This window comes from Phytohabitans aurantiacus, assembly GCF_027923225.1.
GTDB classification, from domain to species: Bacteria; Actinomycetota; Actinomycetes; order Mycobacteriales; family Micromonosporaceae; genus Phytohabitans; species Phytohabitans aurantiacus.
This window is the reverse complement of record NZ_BSDI01000001.1, coordinates 431,144-451,290: the sequence shown is the minus strand read 5'-3', so window position 1 is coordinate 451,290 and position 20,147 is coordinate 431,144. Positions and strand designations below refer to the sequence as shown.

Annotated in this window: 20 protein-coding genes; 7 read left to right on the top strand and 13 right to left on the bottom strand. The window is 71.0% G+C overall.

The features are described from left to right. Nucleotides 1-8: 8 nt before the first annotated feature. Genes QMG73_RS02290 through QMG73_RS02275 form a run of 4 tightly spaced genes read right to left on the bottom strand, consistent with a single transcriptional unit; the run spans nucleotide 9 to nucleotide 3,412 of the window. Complete coding sequence (locus tag QMG73_RS02290) at nucleotides 9-1,244, bottom strand: metallophosphoesterase (RefSeq protein WP_281892055.1); 1,236 nt, start codon at nucleotides 1,242-1,244, stop codon at nucleotides 9-11. A 3-nt stretch (nucleotides 1,245-1,247) separates the two neighbouring features. Further along, nucleotides 1,248-1,490 (bottom strand): MoaD/ThiS family protein, encoded by a 243-nt coding sequence (locus tag QMG73_RS02285; protein ID WP_281892054.1) that lies wholly within the window; start codon nucleotides 1,488-1,490, stop codon nucleotides 1,248-1,250. Between the two features lie 2 nt (nucleotides 1,491-1,492). Next, nucleotides 1,493-2,509, bottom strand: a complete 1,017-nt coding sequence (gene moaA / locus QMG73_RS02280) for a GTP 3',8-cyclase MoaA (RefSeq protein WP_281892053.1) — start codon at nucleotides 2,507-2,509, stop codon at nucleotides 1,493-1,495. A gap of 24 nt (nucleotides 2,510-2,533) precedes the next feature. Continuing rightward, a complete protein-coding gene (locus QMG73_RS02275; RefSeq protein ID WP_281892051.1) occupies nucleotides 2,534-3,412 on the bottom strand; it encodes a fructosamine kinase family protein in 879 nt (292 codons plus the stop codon). 64 nt (nucleotides 3,413-3,476) lie between these two features. Between QMG73_RS02275 and QMG73_RS02270 the strand changes: the two genes are divergently transcribed. Beyond that, nucleotides 3,477-3,977: a GNAT family N-acetyltransferase gene (locus tag QMG73_RS02270; RefSeq protein WP_407676728.1), complete on the top strand. Its 501-nt coding sequence runs from the start codon at nucleotides 3,477-3,479 to the stop codon at nucleotides 3,975-3,977. A 90-nt stretch (nucleotides 3,978-4,067) separates the two neighbouring features. Next, the gene (locus tag QMG73_RS02265; protein WP_281892049.1) at nucleotides 4,068-5,093 is read left to right on the top strand and encodes a DUF4192 domain-containing protein; all 1,026 of its coding nucleotides are present in this window, start codon (nucleotides 4,068-4,070) and stop codon (nucleotides 5,091-5,093) included. Here the strand turns inward: QMG73_RS02265 and fdhD are convergent. Next, on the bottom strand, nucleotides 5,083-5,907 hold the full coding sequence (gene fdhD / locus QMG73_RS02260) for a formate dehydrogenase accessory sulfurtransferase FdhD (protein WP_281892048.1): 825 nt from the start codon (nucleotides 5,905-5,907) through the stop codon (nucleotides 5,083-5,085). The two genes, QMG73_RS02265 and fdhD, sit on opposite strands and share 11 nt — an antisense overlap. Nucleotides 5,908-6,030: 123 nt before the next feature. On the opposite strand from fdhD, the gene QMG73_RS02255 reads away from it, so the two are divergent. From QMG73_RS02255 to QMG73_RS02245, 3 genes are all read left to right on the top strand, one after another. Beyond that, nucleotides 6,031-7,716 carry a DUF4394 domain-containing protein gene (locus QMG73_RS02255; protein ID WP_281892046.1) on the top strand — a complete coding sequence of 562 codons (1,686 nt, stop codon included), beginning with the start codon at nucleotides 6,031-6,033 and terminating at the stop codon, nucleotides 7,714-7,716. Nucleotides 7,717-7,806: 90 nt separating this feature from the next. Continuing rightward, the gene (gene mobA, locus QMG73_RS02250; RefSeq protein ID WP_281892045.1) at nucleotides 7,807-8,400 is read left to right on the top strand and encodes a molybdenum cofactor guanylyltransferase; all 594 of its coding nucleotides are present in this window, start codon (nucleotides 7,807-7,809) and stop codon (nucleotides 8,398-8,400) included. Continuing rightward, entirely contained in the window at nucleotides 8,397-8,648 is a 252-nt protein-coding gene (locus QMG73_RS02245; protein WP_281892044.1) for a DUF6457 domain-containing protein, read from the top strand. The genes mobA and QMG73_RS02245 overlap by 4 nt, the downstream gene beginning before the upstream one ends. A 1-nt stretch (nucleotide 8,649) precedes the next feature. On the opposite strand, the gene QMG73_RS02240 is transcribed toward QMG73_RS02245, so the two are convergent. Beyond that, nucleotides 8,650-10,221 carry an MSCRAMM family protein gene (locus QMG73_RS02240; protein WP_281892043.1) on the bottom strand — a complete coding sequence of 524 codons (1,572 nt, stop codon included), beginning with the start codon at nucleotides 10,219-10,221 and terminating at the stop codon, nucleotides 8,650-8,652. Between the two features lie 178 nt (nucleotides 10,222-10,399). Continuing rightward, nucleotides 10,400-12,670: an FdhF/YdeP family oxidoreductase gene (locus tag QMG73_RS02235; protein WP_281892042.1), complete on the bottom strand. Its 2,271-nt coding sequence runs from the start codon at nucleotides 12,668-12,670 to the stop codon at nucleotides 10,400-10,402. A gap of 59 nt (nucleotides 12,671-12,729) precedes the next feature. On the opposite strand from QMG73_RS02235, the gene QMG73_RS02230 reads away from it, so the two are divergent. Beyond that, nucleotides 12,730-13,803, top strand: a complete 1,074-nt coding sequence (locus QMG73_RS02230) for a T3SS (YopN, CesT) and YbjN peptide-binding chaperone 1 (RefSeq protein WP_281892041.1) — start codon at nucleotides 12,730-12,732, stop codon at nucleotides 13,801-13,803. Here QMG73_RS02230 and QMG73_RS02225 read toward each other — a convergent pair. From QMG73_RS02225 to QMG73_RS02215, 3 genes are all read right to left on the bottom strand, one after another. Next, complete coding sequence (locus QMG73_RS02225; protein ID WP_281892040.1) at nucleotides 13,800-13,937, bottom strand: hypothetical protein; 138 nt, start codon at nucleotides 13,935-13,937, stop codon at nucleotides 13,800-13,802. The genes QMG73_RS02230 and QMG73_RS02225 overlap by 4 nt on opposite strands. After that, complete coding sequence (locus QMG73_RS02220; protein WP_281892039.1) at nucleotides 13,937-15,916, bottom strand: beta-propeller domain-containing protein; 1,980 nt, start codon at nucleotides 15,914-15,916, stop codon at nucleotides 13,937-13,939. Before QMG73_RS02220 ends, QMG73_RS02225 begins: the two co-directional genes overlap by 1 nt. Nucleotides 15,917-16,076: 160 nt before the next feature. Next, nucleotides 16,077-16,559 (bottom strand): Lrp/AsnC family transcriptional regulator, encoded by a 483-nt coding sequence (locus tag QMG73_RS02215; protein WP_281892038.1) that lies wholly within the window; start codon nucleotides 16,557-16,559, stop codon nucleotides 16,077-16,079. 82 nt (nucleotides 16,560-16,641) lie between these two features. Between QMG73_RS02215 and ddaH the strand changes: the two genes are divergently transcribed. Then, a complete protein-coding gene (ddaH, locus tag QMG73_RS02210; protein ID WP_281892037.1) occupies nucleotides 16,642-17,448 on the top strand; it encodes a dimethylargininase in 807 nt (268 codons plus the stop codon). Here the strand turns inward: ddaH and QMG73_RS02205 are convergent. The 3 genes from QMG73_RS02205 to QMG73_RS02195 form a co-directional block, all read right to left on the bottom strand. Next, nucleotides 17,445-18,635 carry an ABC transporter substrate-binding protein gene (locus QMG73_RS02205; protein ID WP_281892036.1) on the bottom strand — a complete coding sequence of 397 codons (1,191 nt, stop codon included), beginning with the start codon at nucleotides 18,633-18,635 and terminating at the stop codon, nucleotides 17,445-17,447. The two genes, ddaH and QMG73_RS02205, sit on opposite strands and share 4 nt — an antisense overlap. A 91-nt stretch (nucleotides 18,636-18,726) precedes the next feature. Beyond that, the gene (locus QMG73_RS02200; RefSeq protein WP_281892035.1) at nucleotides 18,727-19,500 is read right to left on the bottom strand and encodes an alpha/beta hydrolase family protein; all 774 of its coding nucleotides are present in this window, start codon (nucleotides 19,498-19,500) and stop codon (nucleotides 18,727-18,729) included. Nucleotides 19,501-19,528: 28 nt separating this feature from the next. Further along, nucleotides 19,529-20,116, bottom strand: a complete 588-nt coding sequence (locus tag QMG73_RS02195) for a bacterial proteasome activator family protein (protein ID WP_281892034.1) — start codon at nucleotides 20,114-20,116, stop codon at nucleotides 19,529-19,531. Between the last annotated feature and the right edge of the window lie 31 nt (nucleotides 20,117-20,147).

The window sequence follows — 20,147 nt, the reverse complement described above, 5'->3', positions numbered from 1 at the left end:
AATGACGCTCAGCCGACAGCGGTGAGTTCTACCAGGGTGACCTGGGGTGGTGCGCCCACACGGACGGGTGGCCCCCAGAATCCGGCGCCGTTGGTCACGTACACCTGGGTGCCGTCGATGGTGGCGAGACCGTTGACGACCGGCTGCTCCAGCGCGACGAGCAGGTGGAACGGCACCATCTGGCCGCCGTGGGTGTGCCCGGACAGTTGCAGGTCGACGCCGTGCTTGGCCGCCTCGTGCACCTGTACCGGCTGGTGGGCGAGCAGCACGACCGGCCGGCTGGAGTCGCGGCCGCCGAAGGTCTTGGCGAAGTCCGGCCCGTCGTCGAAGTCTTCACCGGTGACGTCGTTGACGCCGGCCAGGTCGAGGCCATCGATCTCCAGCCGCTCGTTGCGGAGCGGGCGGACGCCAAGAGCGGTCAGCTCGTCGAGCCACGGCTCGTATCCCGAGAAGTATTCGTGGTTGCCCGTCACGAAGAAGCTGCCTCGGCGGGAGCGCAGGTCGCGCAGCGGCGCGGCGGCGGCGCCCAGCTCCTCGACGGTGCCGTCGACCAGGTCGCCGACCACCGCCACCACGTCGGCGTCCATGTCGTTGATCATGGAGACGATCCGCTGGGTGTGGCTGAGGCCGCGCAGCGGTCCAAGGTGGATGTCGGACACGAGGGCGATCCGGGTGCCGTCCATGGAGCGGGGGAGCTTCGCGAGCGGTACGCGCACCCGGTCGATCTGCGGCGGACCGAGCGCGCTGCGAACGCCGTACCCGGTGACGCTCGCGGCGGTGAGGCCGGCGAAGATCGCGGCCCCGCGCGCGAGCAGCAACCGGCGGCTGTTGTCGTGATCCTCTGGCGCGGGTGCCGGGGTTTCGGACGCGGGCGGCTCGGCGGGCGGACCGCCCACGGCCGCGCCCACCTCCACGCGCTCCGGTGCTGGTGCCGCGGCGGCACGGCGCCGCCGCACCCGCAGCCAGATCTTGGCCGCCAGCATCGGGATCTCTAGGAGGACGAGCGTGACCAGCAGGTAGAACATCAGCGCCAGCCACAGGTATCCCGGCCACGCGAGCCACCACACGCCCACCCGGGTGCCGACGAGAGTGGCGGCGACCAGCACGGGGAGCACGATCGCGGCGATGCCACCGGCGCGCCGCCACGGGCCCGGGCGCGTGGTGTCGCGAACCAGGCGCTTCCAGAGGTACAGGTGGATCAGGCCCAGGACGACGACGGCGAAGACCAGGAAGCCCACGATCAACTTTTACCCCCCAGCGAATGGGGGCAGCACATCCACCGTCACCCCGTCAGGCAGCGCTTCGCTGCGATCATGACAGGCGACTCCGTCGACGAGGAAACTGGCCGCCTTGAGAACGGTGCCCAGCCGTTCGCCGCGCCGGCTCGTCAGCTCGACGGCCAGCTGGTCGAGCGAGAATCCGGCTGGTGCCGCGTCGTGGTCCGTTCCCGCGGCGGCGCGCGCGCCAGCGAAGTACCGCACGGTGATCATGGTCAGCCGCCGATCGCGGACATGGGCCGGGCCGGCTGGAGAAACTTCGCGTCGTCGATGCCGTGGCCGGCGCGCTTGCCCCACATCGCGGCCCGCCACCGCCGGGCGATCTCGTCGTCGTCGGCTCCACCGCGTAAGGCACTCCGCAGGTCGGACTCGTCGGTCGCGAAGAGGCAGTTGCGCACCTGGCCGTCGGCGGTCAGGCGGGTGCGGTCGCAGTCGCCGCAGAAGGGCCGGGTGACGCTGCCGATGACGCCCACCTTGGCCGGCCGCCCGTCGAGGCCGCTCGCGCCGTCGACGAGCCACGTCTCGGCGGGCGCCCCGCCACGCTTGGCCGGGTCGGGCAGGAGCGTGAACTCGGCCTGGAGCGCGGCAAGGATCTCCGCGGCGGTGATCATCGTGGCGCGATCCCAGGCGTGCTGGGCGTCGAGCGGCATCTGCTCGATGAACCGCAGCTCGTAGCCGTGTGCCAGGGCGAACCGGAGCAGCGCCGGCGCCTCGTCGTCGTTGATGCTGCGCAGCAGCACAGAATTGATCTTCACGGGGGTCAGGCCGGCGGCCACGGCGGCGGTCAGTCCGGCCAGTACGTCGTGGTGGCGGCGCCGGTGCGTCAGCCGCTCGAACCGCTCACTGTCGAGCGTGTCCAGCGAGATGTTGACCCTGTCCAGCCCGGCCTCGCGCAGCGGCCGGGCGAGGCGCTCCAGGCCGATGCCGTTGGTGGTCAGCGACAGCTGTGGCCGGGGCGCCAGCTCGGCGCTCGCCGCGACGATCTTGGTAAGGCCGGGGCGGATCAGCGGCTCGCCACCGGTGAAGCGCACCTCGCGTACCCCGAGCCGCTCGACGGCCACCCGCACGAGCCGGATCACCTCGTCGTCGGTGAGCACCTCGGAGTTGGGCAGCCAGGGCAGGCCCTCGGGTGGCATGCAGTACGAGCAGCGCAGGTTGCACCGGTCGGTCAGCGAGACCCGCAGGTCGGTCGCCACCCGCCCGTATCGATCAACGAGCCCTGCGGACGTCACCTCTCGACGGTACCCCGCCAGCGCCTACAACAGCGCACGGGCCGTTGTGCGTACCGCGCTTCGGTACGCGGCGCCGAACAACGCGGTATGTACCAGCAAAAGGTGTAATTGGTGCAGTGGTATCCGATCCCGCCAGCCCTCCGCGAGCGGCCACGCCTCGTTGTACGCGGCGAGGATGCGCTCAAGGTGCGGGGCGCCGCCGAAGAGCGCGAGCTGTGCCAGGTCGGTCTCGCGATGGCCGCCGTGGGCCGCGGGATCCACCAGCCAGGCCCGCCCGCTCGCGCCCCACAGCACGTTTCCGGGCCACAGGTCACCGTGGATCCGGGCGGGTGGCTCGGCGCCGCCGTACCCGTCGATGCGGGCGATCACCCCCTCCACCGCCGCGACCTCTGCCGGGCCCAGCGCGTCCCGGTCCGCCGACATGCGCAGGTAAGGCGTCAGCCGGTGAGCGGCGAACCACCGCGGCCACGGGCCACGATCCGGGTCGTTGCCCGCGGGGAGCGAGCCGATGAAGCCCGGCCACCGCGCGCCGAACGCCTCCGCCCCCGCGCGGTGCGTCGCGGCCAGCTCGCGTCCAAAGTGCTCGGCCGCCGCGGGCGACGGCTCGCCGGGGTCGATCCACTCCAGCGCGAGCAGGTCGGGCAGCGCGACCACAACCTCAGGGACCGGGACTCCGCCGGCCGCACGCAGCCAGCGCAGGCCAGCGGCCTCGGCTTCGAAAAACCCAGCGGGCACCGGCTCCGTGCCCCGCCACGCCTTGGTGAACAGCGAGTTGCCGTCGTCGAGGGTGAGCCGGGAGGCGGTGCAGATGCTGCCCCCGGTGACGGGCGTCTCCCTTATCCGCTGGTGGGTCAGGAAGGTGGGGAGGTGCTGCGGATGAGCCCGTATGTACGCCAGGTCCATTGAGGCAACCTAACCAAGTGGGTGTCGCCGCAGGCAGAACAGGGGTATGCATTACGTCATGGCGGTGACGATCAGGTCATACCGGCCGAACGACCACAGCGCCGGGCGCCGGCTCTGGGTGGAGTTGGCCGCGCAACACCGGCAGCTCTACGACGACCCGCGCTTCGGCGGCGCCGACCCGGGTGCCGAGTTCGAGGAGTACCTGACCCGGCTCGACCTTTCCGGTGTGTGGGTCGCCGACCATCCCGAAGACGGTGTCGTCGGTCTCGTCGGGCTGATCATGAAGGGCCGGTCGGGTGAGGTCGAACCCGTCGTCGTGACGGAGGCGCGTCGTGGCCAGGGCATCGGCCGGGCTCTGCTCGACCACGTGGCCACCGAGGGCCGCAAGCGGGGGCTGGCGTCCCTGACGATCTCGCCGGAGTCGCGCAACGTCGACGCGATCCGCAGCCTGCACGCGGCCGGTTTCGACGTGCTCTCCGCCCTGGAGCTGACGCTCGACCTCGGCAAGCGAGAACCGGAACGGCAGGACGGATTGGACATCCACCAACTCCGATTCCGCTCCTAGCAGGAGCAATACGGAGCGTGCCTGTGGATAACCCGCGTGTCGTCCACAGGCCCTACCGATCACCTGTCGGTGGCGGCCAGGCTGCCTCGCATGACGCCCACGATGTCGCTTCGTTCCCCCGCCGACATGATCGCCGCCATTCCCTACCTGCTGGGCTTCCACCCGACCGAGAGCATGGTCGTGGTGGGCATGCGCGACCAGCGGATCGAGTTCGCCGCACGCGGTGACCTCGACGCGCCGCCCGGTTCCGTCGACTACTACACCGCTGTGGTCCTCCGGCAGGACGTCGAGGCGGTGGCCGTGCTCGGATACGGGCCCGCCGACCTGGTCGACGGGCCCGTGAAGGAGACCAGCGCCGCGCTCGAAGAGCACGGCTTGACCCTGATCGAGGCACTGCGCGTGTCCGATGACCGGTACTGGTCGTACCTGTGCGCCAATCCCGAGTGCTGCCCGCCCGACGGCGTGCCGTACGACGTGGCCAGCAGCGACATCGCGGTCGCCGCCACGCTGTCCGGCCAGGTGGCGCTCCCCGACCGGCAGGCGCTGGTGCGGCGGATCGAGCCGGTGTCGCACCTCGCCCGCGAGTCGATGCGGCAGGCCACCGAGCGCGCCGACGCCCGGCTCGCCGAGATGCTGGGCGCGGTCGCTCCCGGTGACGTGCTCGGCGGCCGGGCGGTGCGAGACGCGGGCGCGGCGGCGGTCCGCGCGGCGGTGGCCCGGCACCGAGAGGGTGGCCAGCTGACCGACGACGAGGTGGCCTGGCTGACGGTGCTGCTCGTGCACCTGCCGGTGCGCGACTACGCGTGGGAGCACACCGGGCACGAAGACTGGTTCGTCGACCTCTGGGCCGACGTGGTGCGGCGCGCCGAGGAAGAGCTCGTGGCCGGGCCAGCGAGCCTGCTCGCCTACGCCGCGTGGCGCTCCGGCCAGGGCGCGCTCGCGCACGCCGGCATCGATCGGGCGCTCGCCGCCGACCCGGCGTACGCGATGGCGCTGCTCATGCGCGACGTGCTGCAGCGCGCCATCCCGCCGTCCACCCTCGATCAGTACCCGGTGCCTGAGCAGACCCGGGCGGGCGCCTGGCGACCCAGGGCACCTCGCCGAGCTAGGGCTTGACCCGTTCCGCGCGGGAGTACACGTTCATGGTCGCGCCGCGCAGAAAGCCGACGAGGGTCATGCCGGCCTCGGCGGCCAGGTCGGCGGCGAGCGTGCTGGGAGCCGATACGGCGGCCAGTATCGGCAGGCCGGCCATCCATGCCTTCTGGGTCAGCTCGAAACTGGCTCGCCCGGAAACCAGCAGCAGATGGCCGGCCAGCGGCAGGCGCCGCTCCCGCACCGCCCAGCCGATGACCTTGTCGACGGCGTTGTGGCGGCCCACGTCTTCGCGGATCGCCACCAGGTCGCCGCCGGCTGTGAAGAGGCCGGCGGCGTGCAGCCCGCCGGTGCGGTCGAAGACCCGCTGTGCGGCACGCAGGCGGTCGGGCAGCCCAGCCAGCACACCGGCGGCCACCGTGACCGGGTCGTCGGCGACGTCGAACCGCGACCGGGTGCGCACCGCGTCGATGCTCGCCTTGCCGCACACGCCGCAGGAGCTGGTGGTGTAGAAGTTCCGCGTCGGGTCGGTCGCGGGTGGCGGCACGTCAGCGGCCAGCACGACGTCGACCACGTTGTACGTGTTCGGCGTCTCGGCGCCGGCGCACAGCTGGGCGGTCACCACGTCGTCGGCGCCGCCGATGATGCCCTCGGTGAGCAGGAAGCCGATCGCGAGATCCAGGTCGTCGCCCGGAGTCCGCATGGTCACCGCCAGCGGCTTCGGCCGCACCCGGATCTCCAGCGGCTCCTCTGCTGCGAGCGTGTCAGTGCGGCGGGTCGACGTCGACCCGCCGCCGTCGATCCGCACCACCGTGCGGCGATCCGAGGCCCGTCCCATGCCTCCATCCTCTCTCTCCCCAATTCGTGCCACAGCTAAGCCGGCCACCCATCGCTCGGCAGGCGGCCTTCGAAGCCCTGTCAGAGCCGGCCAGCGGGCCGGAGAAACTGAGGGAGGAGCCCCATGGGTTCGAAGAAGACGGCACGGCGGGCGTCGGTTCTGGCGACCGCGCTGACCGGCGGCGTGACCGGGCTGGCACTGGTCGCCTTCGCCACCGGGATGGTGCCGGCCGGCATGTGGTTCTCCGGTTCGTCCGAGTCTTCGTCGGAGTCTTCGTCCGAGTCGGAGTCGTCCGAGGTGACGAACGTGTCCTCGGCGCGCACCGACGGGTACGGCGACCGCGACGACCTGTTCGTGCTGACCGAGGGCGGCCGCCTGTACCGGTTCGACAAGTTCGGCACTGGTCGGCAACTGCTCAACGTGAAGGTCACCGGGCTGGCGGCCGGCGAGCGGCTCGTGGGCATCGACACCCGCCCGGCGAACGGCCAGCTCTACGGCGTGGGCAGCACCGGCCGGCTCTACGTGATCGACCCGGCCAGCGGCGCCGCGACGGCGGTCGGCCAGGCATTCGTGACCGCGCTGTCCGGCAAGCGCTTCGGCGTCGACTTCAACCCGACCGTCGACCGGCTGCGGATCGTCAGCGACGCCGGCCAGAACCTGCGGATCGACCCGACGACCGGCGCGGTGGCGGGCGTCGACACCAACCTGTCCGGCTCGGCGACCGGCGCGGCGTACACGAACAGCGTTGCCGGCGCGGCGAACACCGCCCTGTACGACATCGACAGCAGGCGCGACCAGTTGGTTCTGCAGGGCACCAAGCCCGGCGTCATGCCCGCCGTGTCGCCGAACACCGGTCAGCTTTTCCCGGTTGGGCGGCTCGGTGTCGAGGTCGACGGGCTCGACGGCTTCGAGATCGTGGGTGCGGCCAGGGGCGCGACGTTCCAGGAGTCGGACTACATCGCGGTGGCGGGCGTGCGGCTCAAGGGCAAGAAAGACAGCACCCTGGTGCGGATCGACCTGCGTACCGGCCGGGCGACCGTCAAGGGCAAGCTGCCCCGGGGCGTCGTCGGGCTGACCGCCTCGGCGGGCGCACCCACCACCGTGTACGCCACGACCGCGCGCAACGACCTCGTGCGCTTCGACCGGGCCACTCTCAAGATCCGCTCGCAGCGACCGATCACCGGCCTGGCCGCGGGGGAGAAGCTGGTCGGCATCGACGTCCGGCCGGCAAACGGGCAGCTCTACGCGCTCGGCAGCACCAACCAGGTGTACGTGGTCAACCCGGTGACCGCGGTCGCCACCCGCGTCGGCACGCCGTTCACGCCGAGCGTCCAGGGCACCGCCGTGGGCTTCGACGTCAACCCCGTCGTCGACCGCCTGCGCGTGGTCACCAGTACCGGCCAGAACCTGCGACTGGTACCGGACACCGGCGCCGTGGCCTCGGTCGACAAGCCGCTGGCGTACGCGGACGGCCGGCAGCCGAGGGTCGCACACGCGGCGTACACCGAGAACCGGGTCGGCACCACCGCCACCACGCTGTACGACATCGACAGCGGGATCGACGCGCTCGCGGTGCAGAACCCGCCGAACGACGGCGCGCTGACCGTCACCGGCCCGCTCAAGGTCAACGTCGATGGGCCGGGCGGTTTCGACATCGCGGCCGACGGCCGGGCGCTGGCCGCGCTCGCCCAGTCGGGCGGCACCCGGATCTACTCGATCGACCTGAACACCGGTAAGGCGAAGGCGATCGGCAAGGTCGGCCGCGGCAGCGTCCTCACCGGCCTGGCGGTAGCACCGCGCGGCATCTAACCCCCCCCACCCGTGATCAGGGCGTCCCTCAAGTTGCTCTAGCGACTTCAGGGACGCCCTGATCACTGTGGGGGTGGGTAGCGTGAGGGGGTGACGGGCGGATTTGGGGCGATCGTGCTGGCCGGTGGCCGGGCGCGCCGCATGGGCGGCGTCGACAAGCCACTGCTCCCGGTCGGCGAGCGCTCGATGCTCGACCGCGTGCTCGACGCCTGCCGGGAAGCCGCGCCGCGCGTGTTGGTCGGGGCGGTCCGCGGTACGCCCCCGGACGTCCGGGTCACCCGCGAGGAGCCACCCGGCGGCGGCCCGGTCGCCGCGCTCGCCGCTGGGCTCGCGCGCCTCGACGACGACACCGCGACGGTCGCCGTCCTGGCGGCCGACCTGCCCTTTCTCGACCCCGATGCGTTGGCCACCCTGCGTACGGCGCTCCGCAGCGGCGCGTACGACGGCGTGGTGTTCGTGGACGAGAGCGGCCGCCGGCAGCTTCTGTGCGGCGCCTGGCGGGTCGAGTCGCTGCGCGCGGCGCTCAGCCGCCTCGGTGACAGTGCGGGCGCCTCGATGCGCGGGCTGCTGGCTGGCTTGTCGGTAGCGGAGGAGGGGTGGAGCCGTCCGGGCCCGCCGCCGTGGTTCGACTGCGACACTCAAGAGGATCTGGAGCGGGCCGAGGAGTGGGCGAGGCGACGATGACGCTGGACGAGTGGACCGCCGCGGCGTGCGCCGAGCTCGGGCTGGACCCGGCTGAGGCGCACACCGCGGCGGTGCTGGACCTGGCCCGCGAGGTGGCGCACAACGTGCTGCGCCCGGGCGCGCCGGTCACGGCGTACCTGCTGGGGCTGGCGGTGGGGCGCGGCGCCGACCCGGCCGGGGCCGCCGCGCGCCTCACCGCCCTGGCCCAGCGCGCCGGCGGCGACGGGACCGCCGGCGGCCAGGCGTGACCTACGGATCGACGACCACGGTGCAGGTGTAGGTACCCGGCACCAGGTCCTGGAAGGTCTCCGACGTGTCGTCGAAGTCCGATGGCGTGCCGTCGGGCGGCGTGGCCGTGAGCCCGGTGCAGGCGATCGTGGCCGCGGTGCCGCCCGGCACCTGAGACTCGAAGGTGACGGTGATCTTCGACAGTGGCGTGTTCGTGAAGGTCACGGTCTCGCCGGCGTATGGGTTGTCGGTGCAGTTCGCCTTGTTGTCGACCGTGACGTTCTTGTCCGCCTCACCCACGTAGTTCGCCGGGGTGACCTCGTGCACCGTGTAGCTGCCCATGGCCAGGTTGTCGAAGCACGCCTTGCCGTTGGCGCCGGTCGTCTTGGTCACGCCGTTGACGGTGAAGTCGACGCCCGCGTGCGGGTGGTCGCCCGGACCGGCGGCGGCGTGCTTGCGCACCTTGGTGACCAGGATGGCGCCGCGCTGCCGCGGGTCGATGAAGGTGAGCGTGACCGTGGCGTCCGCCGTGACGGTGGCGTGCTGGTCGGCCGCCGTGTCGTGGTTCGGCGGTGTCACGGTCTCGACCACCCAGTACTCCCCGGCGAGAACGTTGCCGATGGTGCACTCGCCGTTGGCGGCGGTGGTGCACTTCTGGGTGGTGATGGTGTCTTCGGCGCCGCGGCTGCCGCCGACCGGTGCGTTGTCCTTGTACAGCGTGAACTCCGCGCCCGCGAGCGCCGCTCCGGTGTCGTCCTTCTTGATGATCTTGACGCCGCCGCAGTTGCTGATGTTGACCGCGACCGGTGGCACGAAGTCCTTCAGCGCGGCGGTGAACGAGTCGGACGAGCGGCTCTTGAGGTAGGCCGCGCCGAATCCGGCGCACACGTTCGGGTTGGGGAACAGCGCCGACAGCTTGACCTGCGCCTCACCGAACGTGCGTGCGCTGTGTGCGCCCAGCCCGTCGGCCTCGCCAGCCGGGATGCTCAAGGTGTTGATCGAGCCGGTGGCCAGGTTCGAGCTCGTCAGGTTGGTCGGCGTTCCCCACGCGCTGCCGGTCCAGGTGCGGATCGACAGCTGCGGCTTGGTGCCGCCCTGTGACAGGTCGTAGATGATGAGCAGGTCACCGGCTGTCCGGACGGGGGTTATCCCGTTCGTCGACAGCGTGCTGCTCTGGTTGAACTCGAAGTCCATGTTCGTCGTGCCGGACGGGTCCTGGACGCGCGACCAGAACAGGTTCAGGAACCCCGTGCTGGTGTTGCCCTCCTGGTACACGCCGAACCACTTCAGGTCGCTCTTGTTCGGCGGGATGCCGCCGTCGACGACCGATGGCACCGCGGTGTCTTCCTTGGAGCCCTGCCCGAACGACTCGTCGGACTGCCCGCTCGCGGTGTCTTCCTTGCGGGTCTCGTTGACGCTCGCCCAGTCGATCGACGGCGCCGGGTCGTCGACCTTGATGTTGGCGTCCGTGTCGATCTCAAAGTTGCTGCCGGCCAGGCTCACCTCGGGATGAGTGGCCGAGGCCATCGTCGGTGTGAGCACCATTGCCACACTGACCGCCGCGATCATCGCGGCCCGTATCGACCGGTTCATGACCGATCCCCCCAACTCCCCGTCGAGAGTGGGTGCAGGAGCCGCGCCGGTCGGTTCATTCCGCAGAGCCGGCCGTCCCATACGCAGCCGATGCAACCAACCGGCTCACGCTATGCCCATCGAACAGCTACGGATTGACAACCGGCGCGTAGCTGGCCGTTCGGGTCAAAGGTGTCGGCTAACCGCTCGGCTCCAGGCGGACGATGATCTGTTTGGAGGTCGGCGTGTTGGACCCCTCGGCCGTCGAGTCGAGCGGGACCAGGACATTCGCCTCGGGGAAGTAGGTAGCGGCGCAACCGCGTGCGGACGGGTACGACACCACCCGGAAGTCCGGCGCCCGGCGCTCCACCTTGTCGTCCCACTCCGAGACAAGATCGACGAGGGCGCCGTCGGCGATGCCGAGTTGGGCCAGGTCGTCCGGGTTGACGAAGACCACCCGGCGGCCGGCGTGCACCCCTCGGTACCGGTCGTCCAATCCATAGATCGTGGTGTTGTACTGGTCGTGGCTGCGCACGGTCTGCAGGAGCAGCCGCCCCTCGGGCACCTGGATCGGCGCCAGCGGGCCGGATGTGAAGAGCGCCTTGCCGGACGGCGTGGGAAACTCGCGCCTGTCGCGTGGCGGGTGCGGCAGCGTGAACCCGCCGGGGCGGCTCACCCGCACCTCGAAGTCGGCGAAACCGGGCACCACGGCGCCGATCAGCTCGCGGACCGCGCGGTAGTCGGCCTCGTACGCCGCCCACGGGATCGTCGACTCGGGAAGTACCGCCTGCGCCAGCCGCGCGACGATCGACACCTCGGAGAGCAGGCTGGACGAGGCGGGCGCCAGGCGCCCCCGCGAGGAGTGCACGGCGGACATCGAGTCTTCGACCGTGACGAACTGGTCGCCGGAGAGCTGCCGGTCGCGTTCGGTGCGGCCCAGGCACGGCAGGATCAGCGCGGTTTCGCCCGGTACGACGTGCGACCGGTTGAGCTTGGTGGACACGTGGACGGTGAGCGCGCAGGCCCGCAGCGCCGCGTGGGCGACCGCGGTGTCGGGTGTAGCCGCCGCGAAGTTGCCGCCCAGCCCCACGAAGACGCGCACCCGCCCGTCACGCATCGCGCGCAGAGCCTCGACGGTGTCGTATCCCCGCTCGGCGGGCATCGGCACACCGAGCCGCTCCGACAGCGCGGGCAGCCAGGCCGGCGGCTCGTGCCAGATACCCATCGTGCGGTCACCCTGCACATTGGAGTGTCCGCGGACCGGGCACAGGCCGGCGCCGGGGCGGCCGATCATGCCGCGCAGCAACTGCACGTTGACGATCTCGCGGATGGTGGCCACCGAGTCGCGCTGCTGTGTCAGGCCCATCGCCCAGCACACGATGGTCGCGCTGGAGGCGGCGAACATGCGGGCTGCGGCCTCGATCTCCCCGCGCGGCAGGCCGGTCGCCGCGGCCACCGCGGGCCAGTCCAGCGAGTCGAGCGCCGCCCGGTACTCCTCGTAGCCGCCGGTGTGTCCGTCCACAAACGACTCGTCGACCGAGCCCCAGGCCACGAGCAGCGCGGCGATCGCGCGGAAGAGTGCCTGGTCGCCGCCCACCCTGATCTGGAGGTACCGGTCGGCGAGCGGCGTGCCCTGCCCCACGAGCCCGCGCGGCTTCTGCGGGTTGCGGAAGCGGATCAGTCCCGCCTCGGGCAGCGGGTTGACGGCGAGGATCTTCGCGCCGCGACGCTTGGCCTCTTCGAGCGCGGAGAGCATGCGCGGATGGTTGGTGCCGGGGTTCTGCCCCACGACCACGATCAGCGCGGCTTTGTGGATGTCGTCGAGCGTGACCGAGCCCTTGCCGACCCCGATCGTGCCCGAGAGCGCCACACCGGACGACTCGTGACACATGTTGGAGCAGTCGGGCAGGTTGTTCGTGCCGTACGCCCGCGCGAAGAGCTGGTACAGGAAGGCTGCCTCGTTCGAGGTGCGGCCGGAGGTGTAGAAAGCGGCCTCGTTGGGCGCGGCGGCCCGCAGGTGCTCGGCGGTGAGCGCGAACGCCTCGTCCCACGAGATCGGCGTGTAGTGGTCGGCACCGGGGCGGCGCACCATCGGCTCGGTCAGCCGGCCCTGCTGTCCCAACCAGTGGTCGGTGCGCTCGGCGAGCTCGTCGATCGTGTGCTCGGCGAAGAACTCGCGGGTCACCCGCCTCAGCGTCGCCTCTTCCGCGACCGCCTTGGCACCGTTCTCACAGAACTCCGTGTGTGACCGCTTGCCCGGTGGCGGCTCCGGCCATGCGCACCCGGGGCAGTCGAAACCGTCCGGTTGATTGATCCGCAGGAGGGTCAGCGCGGTCCGGCGTACGCCCATCTCGTCGATCCCCGCGCGGAGCGCGTGAGTGACCCCGGGCAGGCCCGCCGCCGAGCGCTCGGGCCGGGTGATCCGGACGCCGCGCTCATCGATGTCGTCACGCGGCGCTTGCTTCGCCATTCCGACACAATAACTCCGGCGACCGCTGGGTAGGGTGATGCTGACGGACGGAGGCGATCATGATCGGCGACCACCCAGCGGGGGGCCACGACCAGCCCCAGGACGCGGTACTGCTCGACGAACCGAGCACGTCCGACCTGCGGGCGAAGGTCACTGACGCGTGGCGCGAGTTCGCCGGCGCGCTTGCCGGCGTGGTGGCGTCGATCGCCGCCGGTGCGCAGCTCGAGCTGACGCTCGACCCCACCGCGTCGGGCACCGGCGACGCCGTGTACTCCGTGAGCGTCGAAATCGACGAGGACGGCCGGGTCGACGCGCTGGCGGTGGGCAACGCCGGGTTGCCCGCGGGCTACCGGATGGACCGGGCGGCGGTGGCCGACATGGTGGCGCTCGGCTGGTCCCCGCCCGGTGTCATGGAGGGCTCGGGTGAGCACTTCGGCCTGCGAGCCACGGTCGGCGACGCGAAACGGCTCGCCGGCACGATCACCCGAACGCTGCGCGACGTGTACGGGGCACCGCATCCGGCGTTCCTGGTCTACGCGGTACACGACCCGGACGGTGAGCCCATCCCGGTGACGCCGCTCGGCACCGCGCGGCTCGATCCCGACCTCGGCGCCAACGGCATCGAGATCCTCGCGCCCGGCTCGGCTGGCGGCCCTGACGTCGGCGACGTGCTCGAGCTCGACGAGCAGGTGCGCATGGTCGTGGCCGCGATGATGAAGAGCACTCCTGAGCAGCTCCAGGTCGACTCCGACGGCGACATCGGCATCCGGGCCGGCTCGGCGATGGTGTTCGTGCGGGTGCGTGACAACCCGCCCCTGGTCGACGTGCTCTCGCCGGTGCTCACCGAGGTCGAGCCGACCGAGCAGCTCTACGTGAAGCTGTCGGAGCTGACCAACCGCATGCCGATCGGCCGGCTCTACTGCACCAACGACACGGTGTGGGCGTCCATCCCCGTCTTCGGGCGCAACTTCCAGTCCACCCATCTGATGCTGGCAGTACAGGTGATGACCGGACTGGCGGACGAGCTCGACGACCGGTTGCACGGTGAGTTCGGCGGCAAGCGGTTCTTCGGAGAGGGCGACAAGCCGACGCACCGCGACGGTGACGACCACCGCACCGGCATGTACCTCTAGGAAGCATCCTCCGCCTCGTCGGGCTCCTCGTCAGGGCGGGCGCGCTCCTCCGGCTCGTAAGGCGGGAGGTGCGCGATCGCCCAACCGAGGTGCAGACCGCCGTCGTCGGCGGGTGCGAAAGGTGCCGCGCCCATCAGGCGTCCCACTTCAGCCAGGCGCGGGTGTCCATCGTCGACGTCCCCGTCGCCATGAGGCCGGCGTCGGAGAGCGTCCAGAGGGTGTCGCCGACGACCAGCGAGCGGCGGATCATCCCGGTGTCCGGCGCGGCCCGGTGGGTGAGCCGGCTCATCTCCGTGAAGCCCGACTCGCCGACGCGCAGCACGAGCGCGCTCATCTGGCTGGTCCCCTTTGACTTGTCGTAGCTCATCAACGGCACCACCAGCAGGCGGTCCTTCGCCCAGTAGAGGAAGGCGTGCGGGTCGTACTCGGCCTCCGAGCTGCTGTCGGCCACGTGGTGCTGCGACAGCCGGGCCGGCTTGTCCGGGTTGGACACGTCGAAGAGGGAGATCTGTGTGCCCTGCACGCGGCCCTCGGTCGACGCCTCCTGGCCGATCCCGATCACCCGTCCGGGCTCGGTCGGGTGCAGGTACGCCGAGTACCCGGTGATCTTCAGCTCGCCGGCGACGCGTGGCTTGGCCGGGTCGGTCAGGTCCACTGTGTACAGCGGATCGGTCTGCCGGAACGTCACCACATACCCCGTGGTGCCGGCGAACCGGACCGCGTAGATGCGCTCGCCCTTGCCGAGGCCACCCACCCGGCCGGTCTCCTTCAGCTCGCCGCCGGTCGCCTTGAGCACGTACACCGTCGAGCTGGACTTCGGGTTCTCGCCCCACGTGCGGCCGCTGGTGGTGGCCACCCGCAGGTGACCGTCCCATTCGGACATCGCGTACTGGTTGATCAGCCAACCGCGCACGGACGCCGAGGTGACGTACCGCGGCTTGCCCGGCTTCGAGGCGTCGAACTGGTAAATCTCGGTGATCTCGTCTTCGGGCTTCGGTGCCTCGTTGCGCGACTCGAGCCACCGCATGACCCGCCACCGCTGGTCGTTCGCGACGTACAGGTTGCTGCCGTTGCTGTAGACGGTGTCGCCGTCGGCGACCACGCCGACCGGGTCGCCGTTGCCCAGCCCGTCCGAGGAGCCAAGGTCGAAGCTCAGCACCGTCACCATGGACGTGCCGGAGTACGTCTCCGGACGCGACATCCGCCCGCACTCCACGCGTCCCTTGGTGGTCTTCCCGCCCGTGGTGACCGTGTAGTCCGGCAGCCAGGCCGCCTCGTCGGCGCGGTCGATGATGCCGCGGTTCGTGGCGGTGCGCTGTGCCTCGCTGGCGCCCTCCTTGTAGGGGAAGGACAGGAGCGGAGCCGACCGGACGACCACCCGGGCGGTCGACCCGGTCTGGCGCGCGTCGACCAGGCCACCCTCGATCGTGTACCGGCTGACCACACGCGGCTTGCCACTCAGCTCGACGAGGAGCAGCTCAGGCCCCCTCATCTCACCGGGACCGACCGGCTTCGCGACGTCGGACCGGACGGTGTCGGAGGCGGCATAGCTCCAGCCCTCGTGCACCAGGACGAGCGCGCGGTCACCGTGCAGCAGCAGGTTCATGGTCGCCCAGCGCTTGGGGTCGTCGGCGTTGGCCGCGAGGTCTAGCTCGCCCGTGACCTTGCGGCTCGCCGCGTCGACCACGTGCAGTACGCCCCGGCTGACCGTGACGATCCGCTGGCCGTCGGACTTGACGATGTCGGGCTCGTCGACGCCCGCCTCGTGCGTGTTGGTCCCCGAGTGGTCGGGGATCGCCGCCTTGTTCGCCGATGTCGCGCCGCCCGCGCTCTCGGCTCCCGAGCGTTGCGCGTCACCGGCGCCGGTGAGGGGAATGCCGCGTTCGTCACCCACGCCGCCGAAGCCCCACGGACCCACGTACTCCTTCGCCGCGGACTTCATGTCCTTGAGCGCCGCGGCGCACGAGTCGAACGCGACGAGCTTGAACGCGCCGGCGGGCACCGCCTGGTCGCGGCGCGGCGGTTGGGGGTCCGGGTCCGACGAGGTACACCCGGTGAGCGCGGCCAGCAGTGCCAGCGGTGCGGCCGCGGAGAGCGCGAGTCGGGGTGTCATGCGGGCTTGGACGCGGGGCGGGCGGCTCCAGTTCCCTGATTTCCAGTGAGTGCGCCGCCGCCCGCAGACCGCACAAAGCGGCGGGAGCGAAGCGACCAGAGCGACTGCGGTCTACAGGGCGGCTTTCAGGCGCGCGAACGACCCGAGCGGAGCGAGGGCATCAGCTCAGCCGGTCGGGGCTCAGCGGGTCGGGTGCGGCCACCACGGTGGGGGAGTCGACCAGCCGGGACAGCACGATCGTGCTGCGGGTCGAGGTGACGAACGGCTGGGCTCGCAGCCGCTCGAGCGCGTCTTCGAGGTGGCCGATGTCGGCGGCACGCAGGTGCACCAGCGCGTCGGCCTGGCCGGAGACCGTGTACGCACCGATCACCTCGGGCAGCCGGCGGACCGCGACGGCGATCTGGGCCGGCGTTGTGCGACCGGCGCAGAACAGCTCCACGAACGCCTCGGTGGTCCAGCCGACGGCGGCTGGGTCGATGACGGCCGTGAATCCCCGGATGACTCCGGCGGCACGCAGCCGGTCGACGCGCCGCTTCACCGCTGGCGCCGACAGCGACACCCGCTGGCCGATGTCGGCGTACGACGCCCGAGCGTCGGCGACGAGCGATGCAATGATTCGCTGGTCTACGTCGTCGATCTGCAATGTTTCGCCTCTCCGACGCAAGACTTGCGGCTGTCAAGGCCACTGTAAGGTACCTAATCTTTTGACCGTGACCCTTCAGCGCATGCCGCAAAAGCGGACATACCTCATGTGTCCGCCCGAGTTCTACGCGGTCGACTACGCCATCAACCCGTGGATGGACACGTCGACCCCGGTCGACACCGAGCTCGCGCTCAAGCAGTGGGAGCGGCTGCGGGAAACCCTCACCGGCCTTGGGCACACCGTGCACGTACTGCCGGCCGAGCCGGGACTGCCCGACATGGTGTACGCCGCCAACGGCGCCTTCACGGTCGACGGCGTGGCGTACGGCGCGCGATTCAAGTACGCGCAGCGGACAGCCGAGGCGGCCGCGCACCGGGCGTACCTCGCAGCGCGCGGCTGGACCTGCGTGCCGGCCGCCGAGACCAACGAGGGCGAGGGCGACTTCGCGTACCTGCCAGAGGCGTACGGCGGGCTGATCCTCGCCGGGTACGGCTTCCGCACCGAGCCGGTGGCGCATGTGGAGGCGCAGGATGTGCTGGGGCGACCCGTGGTGTCGCTGCACCTGGTCGACCCGCGCTTCTACCACCTCGACACCGCGCTGGCCGCGCTCGACGACAGCACCGTCGCCTACTACCCGGCCGCCTTCTCGGAAGCGTCGCAGCGGGTACTGCGGCAGCTCTTCCCCGACGCGGTCCGGGCCGACGACGCCGACGCGTACGCCTTCGGGCTGAACCTGGTCAGCGACGGCCGGCACGTCGTGCTGAACAGCGAGGCGACCGGCATGGCGCACAAGGTCGAAGCGGCCGGGTACACGCCGGTGCTCGTCGAGCTGTCGGAGCTGAAAAAGGGCGGCGGCAGCATCAAATGCTGCGTCGCCGAACTCCGCTAACCCAGCGTGCCCAGCTCGTTGATCAGTACGTTTGACAGGACCTGACCGTCGCGGCGCACCTCGCGCAGGTACCACTTCTGCTGCGGGGTGCGTGGCTGGTTGAACTGCCAGCCACCGCGCGGGCTGTCGATCTGGCCGACGCGGCCGAGCATCAGGTTGACCTGCGGCGGGGTGAGCCGGTCGCGGCTGAGCCGGATCGCCTTGTCGAGCACCTGCGCGGCGTCGTACGAGGCCATCGCCGCCGACGACGGGGTCGCGTCGTGCGCCCGGCGGTACGAGGTGGCGAAGAGCCGGTTGGCGGCGTTGTTGATGTCGGCCGAGTAGTTCATCGCGGTGAAGATGCCGCGCGCCTCGTCACCGGTATCGGCCAGCATGGTGCCGTCGGTGAAGAAGCCCGGCGCGTAGATGCGTGCCTGGATGCCCTTGGCCCGGTACTGCTTGACGAACTCGGTGGCCGCCTGACCCGAGTAGAACGCGTAGACCACGTCGGGGTTGATGCCGCGGACCTGGTTGAGCGCGGTATCGAAGAACGACCGGCTCGCGCTCGCGGCCGGGTCGGTGAGCACGGCAGAGGTGAGCCGCGCGTCGCCGCTGCCGAACTCCTGCCGGAAGGCGTCGAACGCGTCCTGCCCGCTGTCGTCGTCGGGCGCCACCACGGTGACGCGCTCCGACGCGACCGTCTCGCGCTTGAGGTATGCGGCGAGCGCGTCGCTCGGCTCGTTGGTCACGTATGACGTGCACCAGATGTAGAGCACGCTCTGGAGGCTGCGCGGGATGCCGTTGGTGGCGATCAGAGGGATCTTGGCGCTTTCCACCGTGTCGCGGATGCCGGCCAGCGCGCCCACGTTGGCGACGCCGGTGAGGGCGAGCGTGCCCTGCTTGGCCAGCGACTCGACGGCGGCCTTGGCAGACTTCGCGTCGGCGCCCTCGTCGGCGATCACCAGCTCGACGGGGTGGCCACCCAGGAGGTTCTGGTTCAGCTCCAGGTACAGCTGGAAGCCGTTGGTGATCTCGTCGCCGATGGCCTTCAGTGAGCCGGTCTGCGGTGCGATAAGGCCGATCTTGACGGGCTCGTCACTGGTCTGCGGCTCGTCAGGGGTCTCCTCCGTGGCGCAGGCGGCGGCCAGCCCGGCCGCTCCGACGGCGGCGAGTAGCTTGAGCGCCTGCCGGCGATCTATCTGCGACACGGTGTTCCTCTCTGTATCTTCCGGGGCCGGATCGCGGCTCCCTCCCCGAGGCTGTCTACCCGGTTGGCGACCCTGCGTCAATAAATGGTGATCATGAGTGCAGGGAATGTAATCCGGCCGTCACCGCTGGCCAGGCGGCCGATTCGGGGTCGATAAGAGCAAAATGCTCCGATTCCGGCAGCTCGTGGAGCGTCACCGGGGCACCAACCTGCCGCGCCATCGCCGCGTACCGCCGGCTCATTTCGATCGGTACGTTTCGGTCGAGGGCGCCATGGACGATCACTGTGGGTGCATGGCCAGGTAGCCGTCCGGAGGGGTCGGCCTCCGTGTACCGATCGGGCACGTCGGTCGGGCCGCCGCCGAGCAGCGCGGCCACCGCGCCACCGTCCAGATCCAGCCGGTACGCCTCCGCGAGGTCGGCGACCGGGGCCAGCGCCACCACGCCGCGCACCGGGGCGGGTGCGACGGCCGAGTACCACAGGGCGAGGTGCCCGCCGGCCGAGTGCCCCAGCAGGATCGGCGGCCCGTCCAGCGCCATCAGCCCCGGCAGGGCCCCAACGGCCGCCACGATGTCAGCGAACGTGCCGGGCCAGCCGCCGCCCGGCTGGCCCGTTCGCCGGTACTCCAGCTGCGCCACGGGGTACCCGAGACGAGCGAGCGCGGCAGCGAGCGGCCCGATGTGCGCGCGGTCCCACTGCGCCCGCCAGAATCCGCCATGCACGACCACGACCAGCGGAAACGTGCGCCCGGACCCATTGGGTGGCAGGCGCACGTCAGCGATCTGATCGGGGTGCTGGCCGTATCTCACCGTCCTGTCAGGGGGCGGCACGGCACGCGTGAGCACGGCGCGAGGGTCGGCGGACATGCACCGACGCTATCCCGCGCCGTGCGCGCTACAGATACTGGCCCGTAGGCCCGCCGTCGGCGCCCTGCCCCTGACCCTGCCGCGTGCCGGGCATGCCAGGCATGACCGCGCCGCCGGGGCCCACGGGCAGCGCGGGCCGGCCGCCACGCATCTGCTCCAGCTGCATGCGGGCGGCCATCTGCTGGGCCACCAGCGCGGCCTGGATGCCGTGGAAGAGGCCCTCCAGCCAGCCGACGAGCTGCGCCTGCGCCACCCGCAGCTCGCCCTCGCTGGGCGTCGCACCGTCTTCGAACGGCAGCGACAGGCGCTCCAACTCGTCGCGGAGCTCGGGCGCGAGCCCGTCTTCCAGCTCGGTGATCGACCGCTGGTGGATCTCGCGGAGCCGGTGCCGGCTCGCCTCGTCGAGCGGTGCGGCACGGACCTCCTCCAGCAGCTGCTTGATCATGCTGCCGATCCGCATCACCTTGGCCGGCTGCTCGACCAGGCGCGATGGGTCTTCGCCTTCGCTCTCCGGGTCGGTGTCGACGGTGCCGACCGGACGTCCGTCCGGACCGACCACCACCACGGTGTTCTGGTGGGCGGCGGCCTCTTCCGGGTTGCGGGGTGCTTCGGTCATACGCCCATCTTCGCGCAGCGCGGGCCCGCGC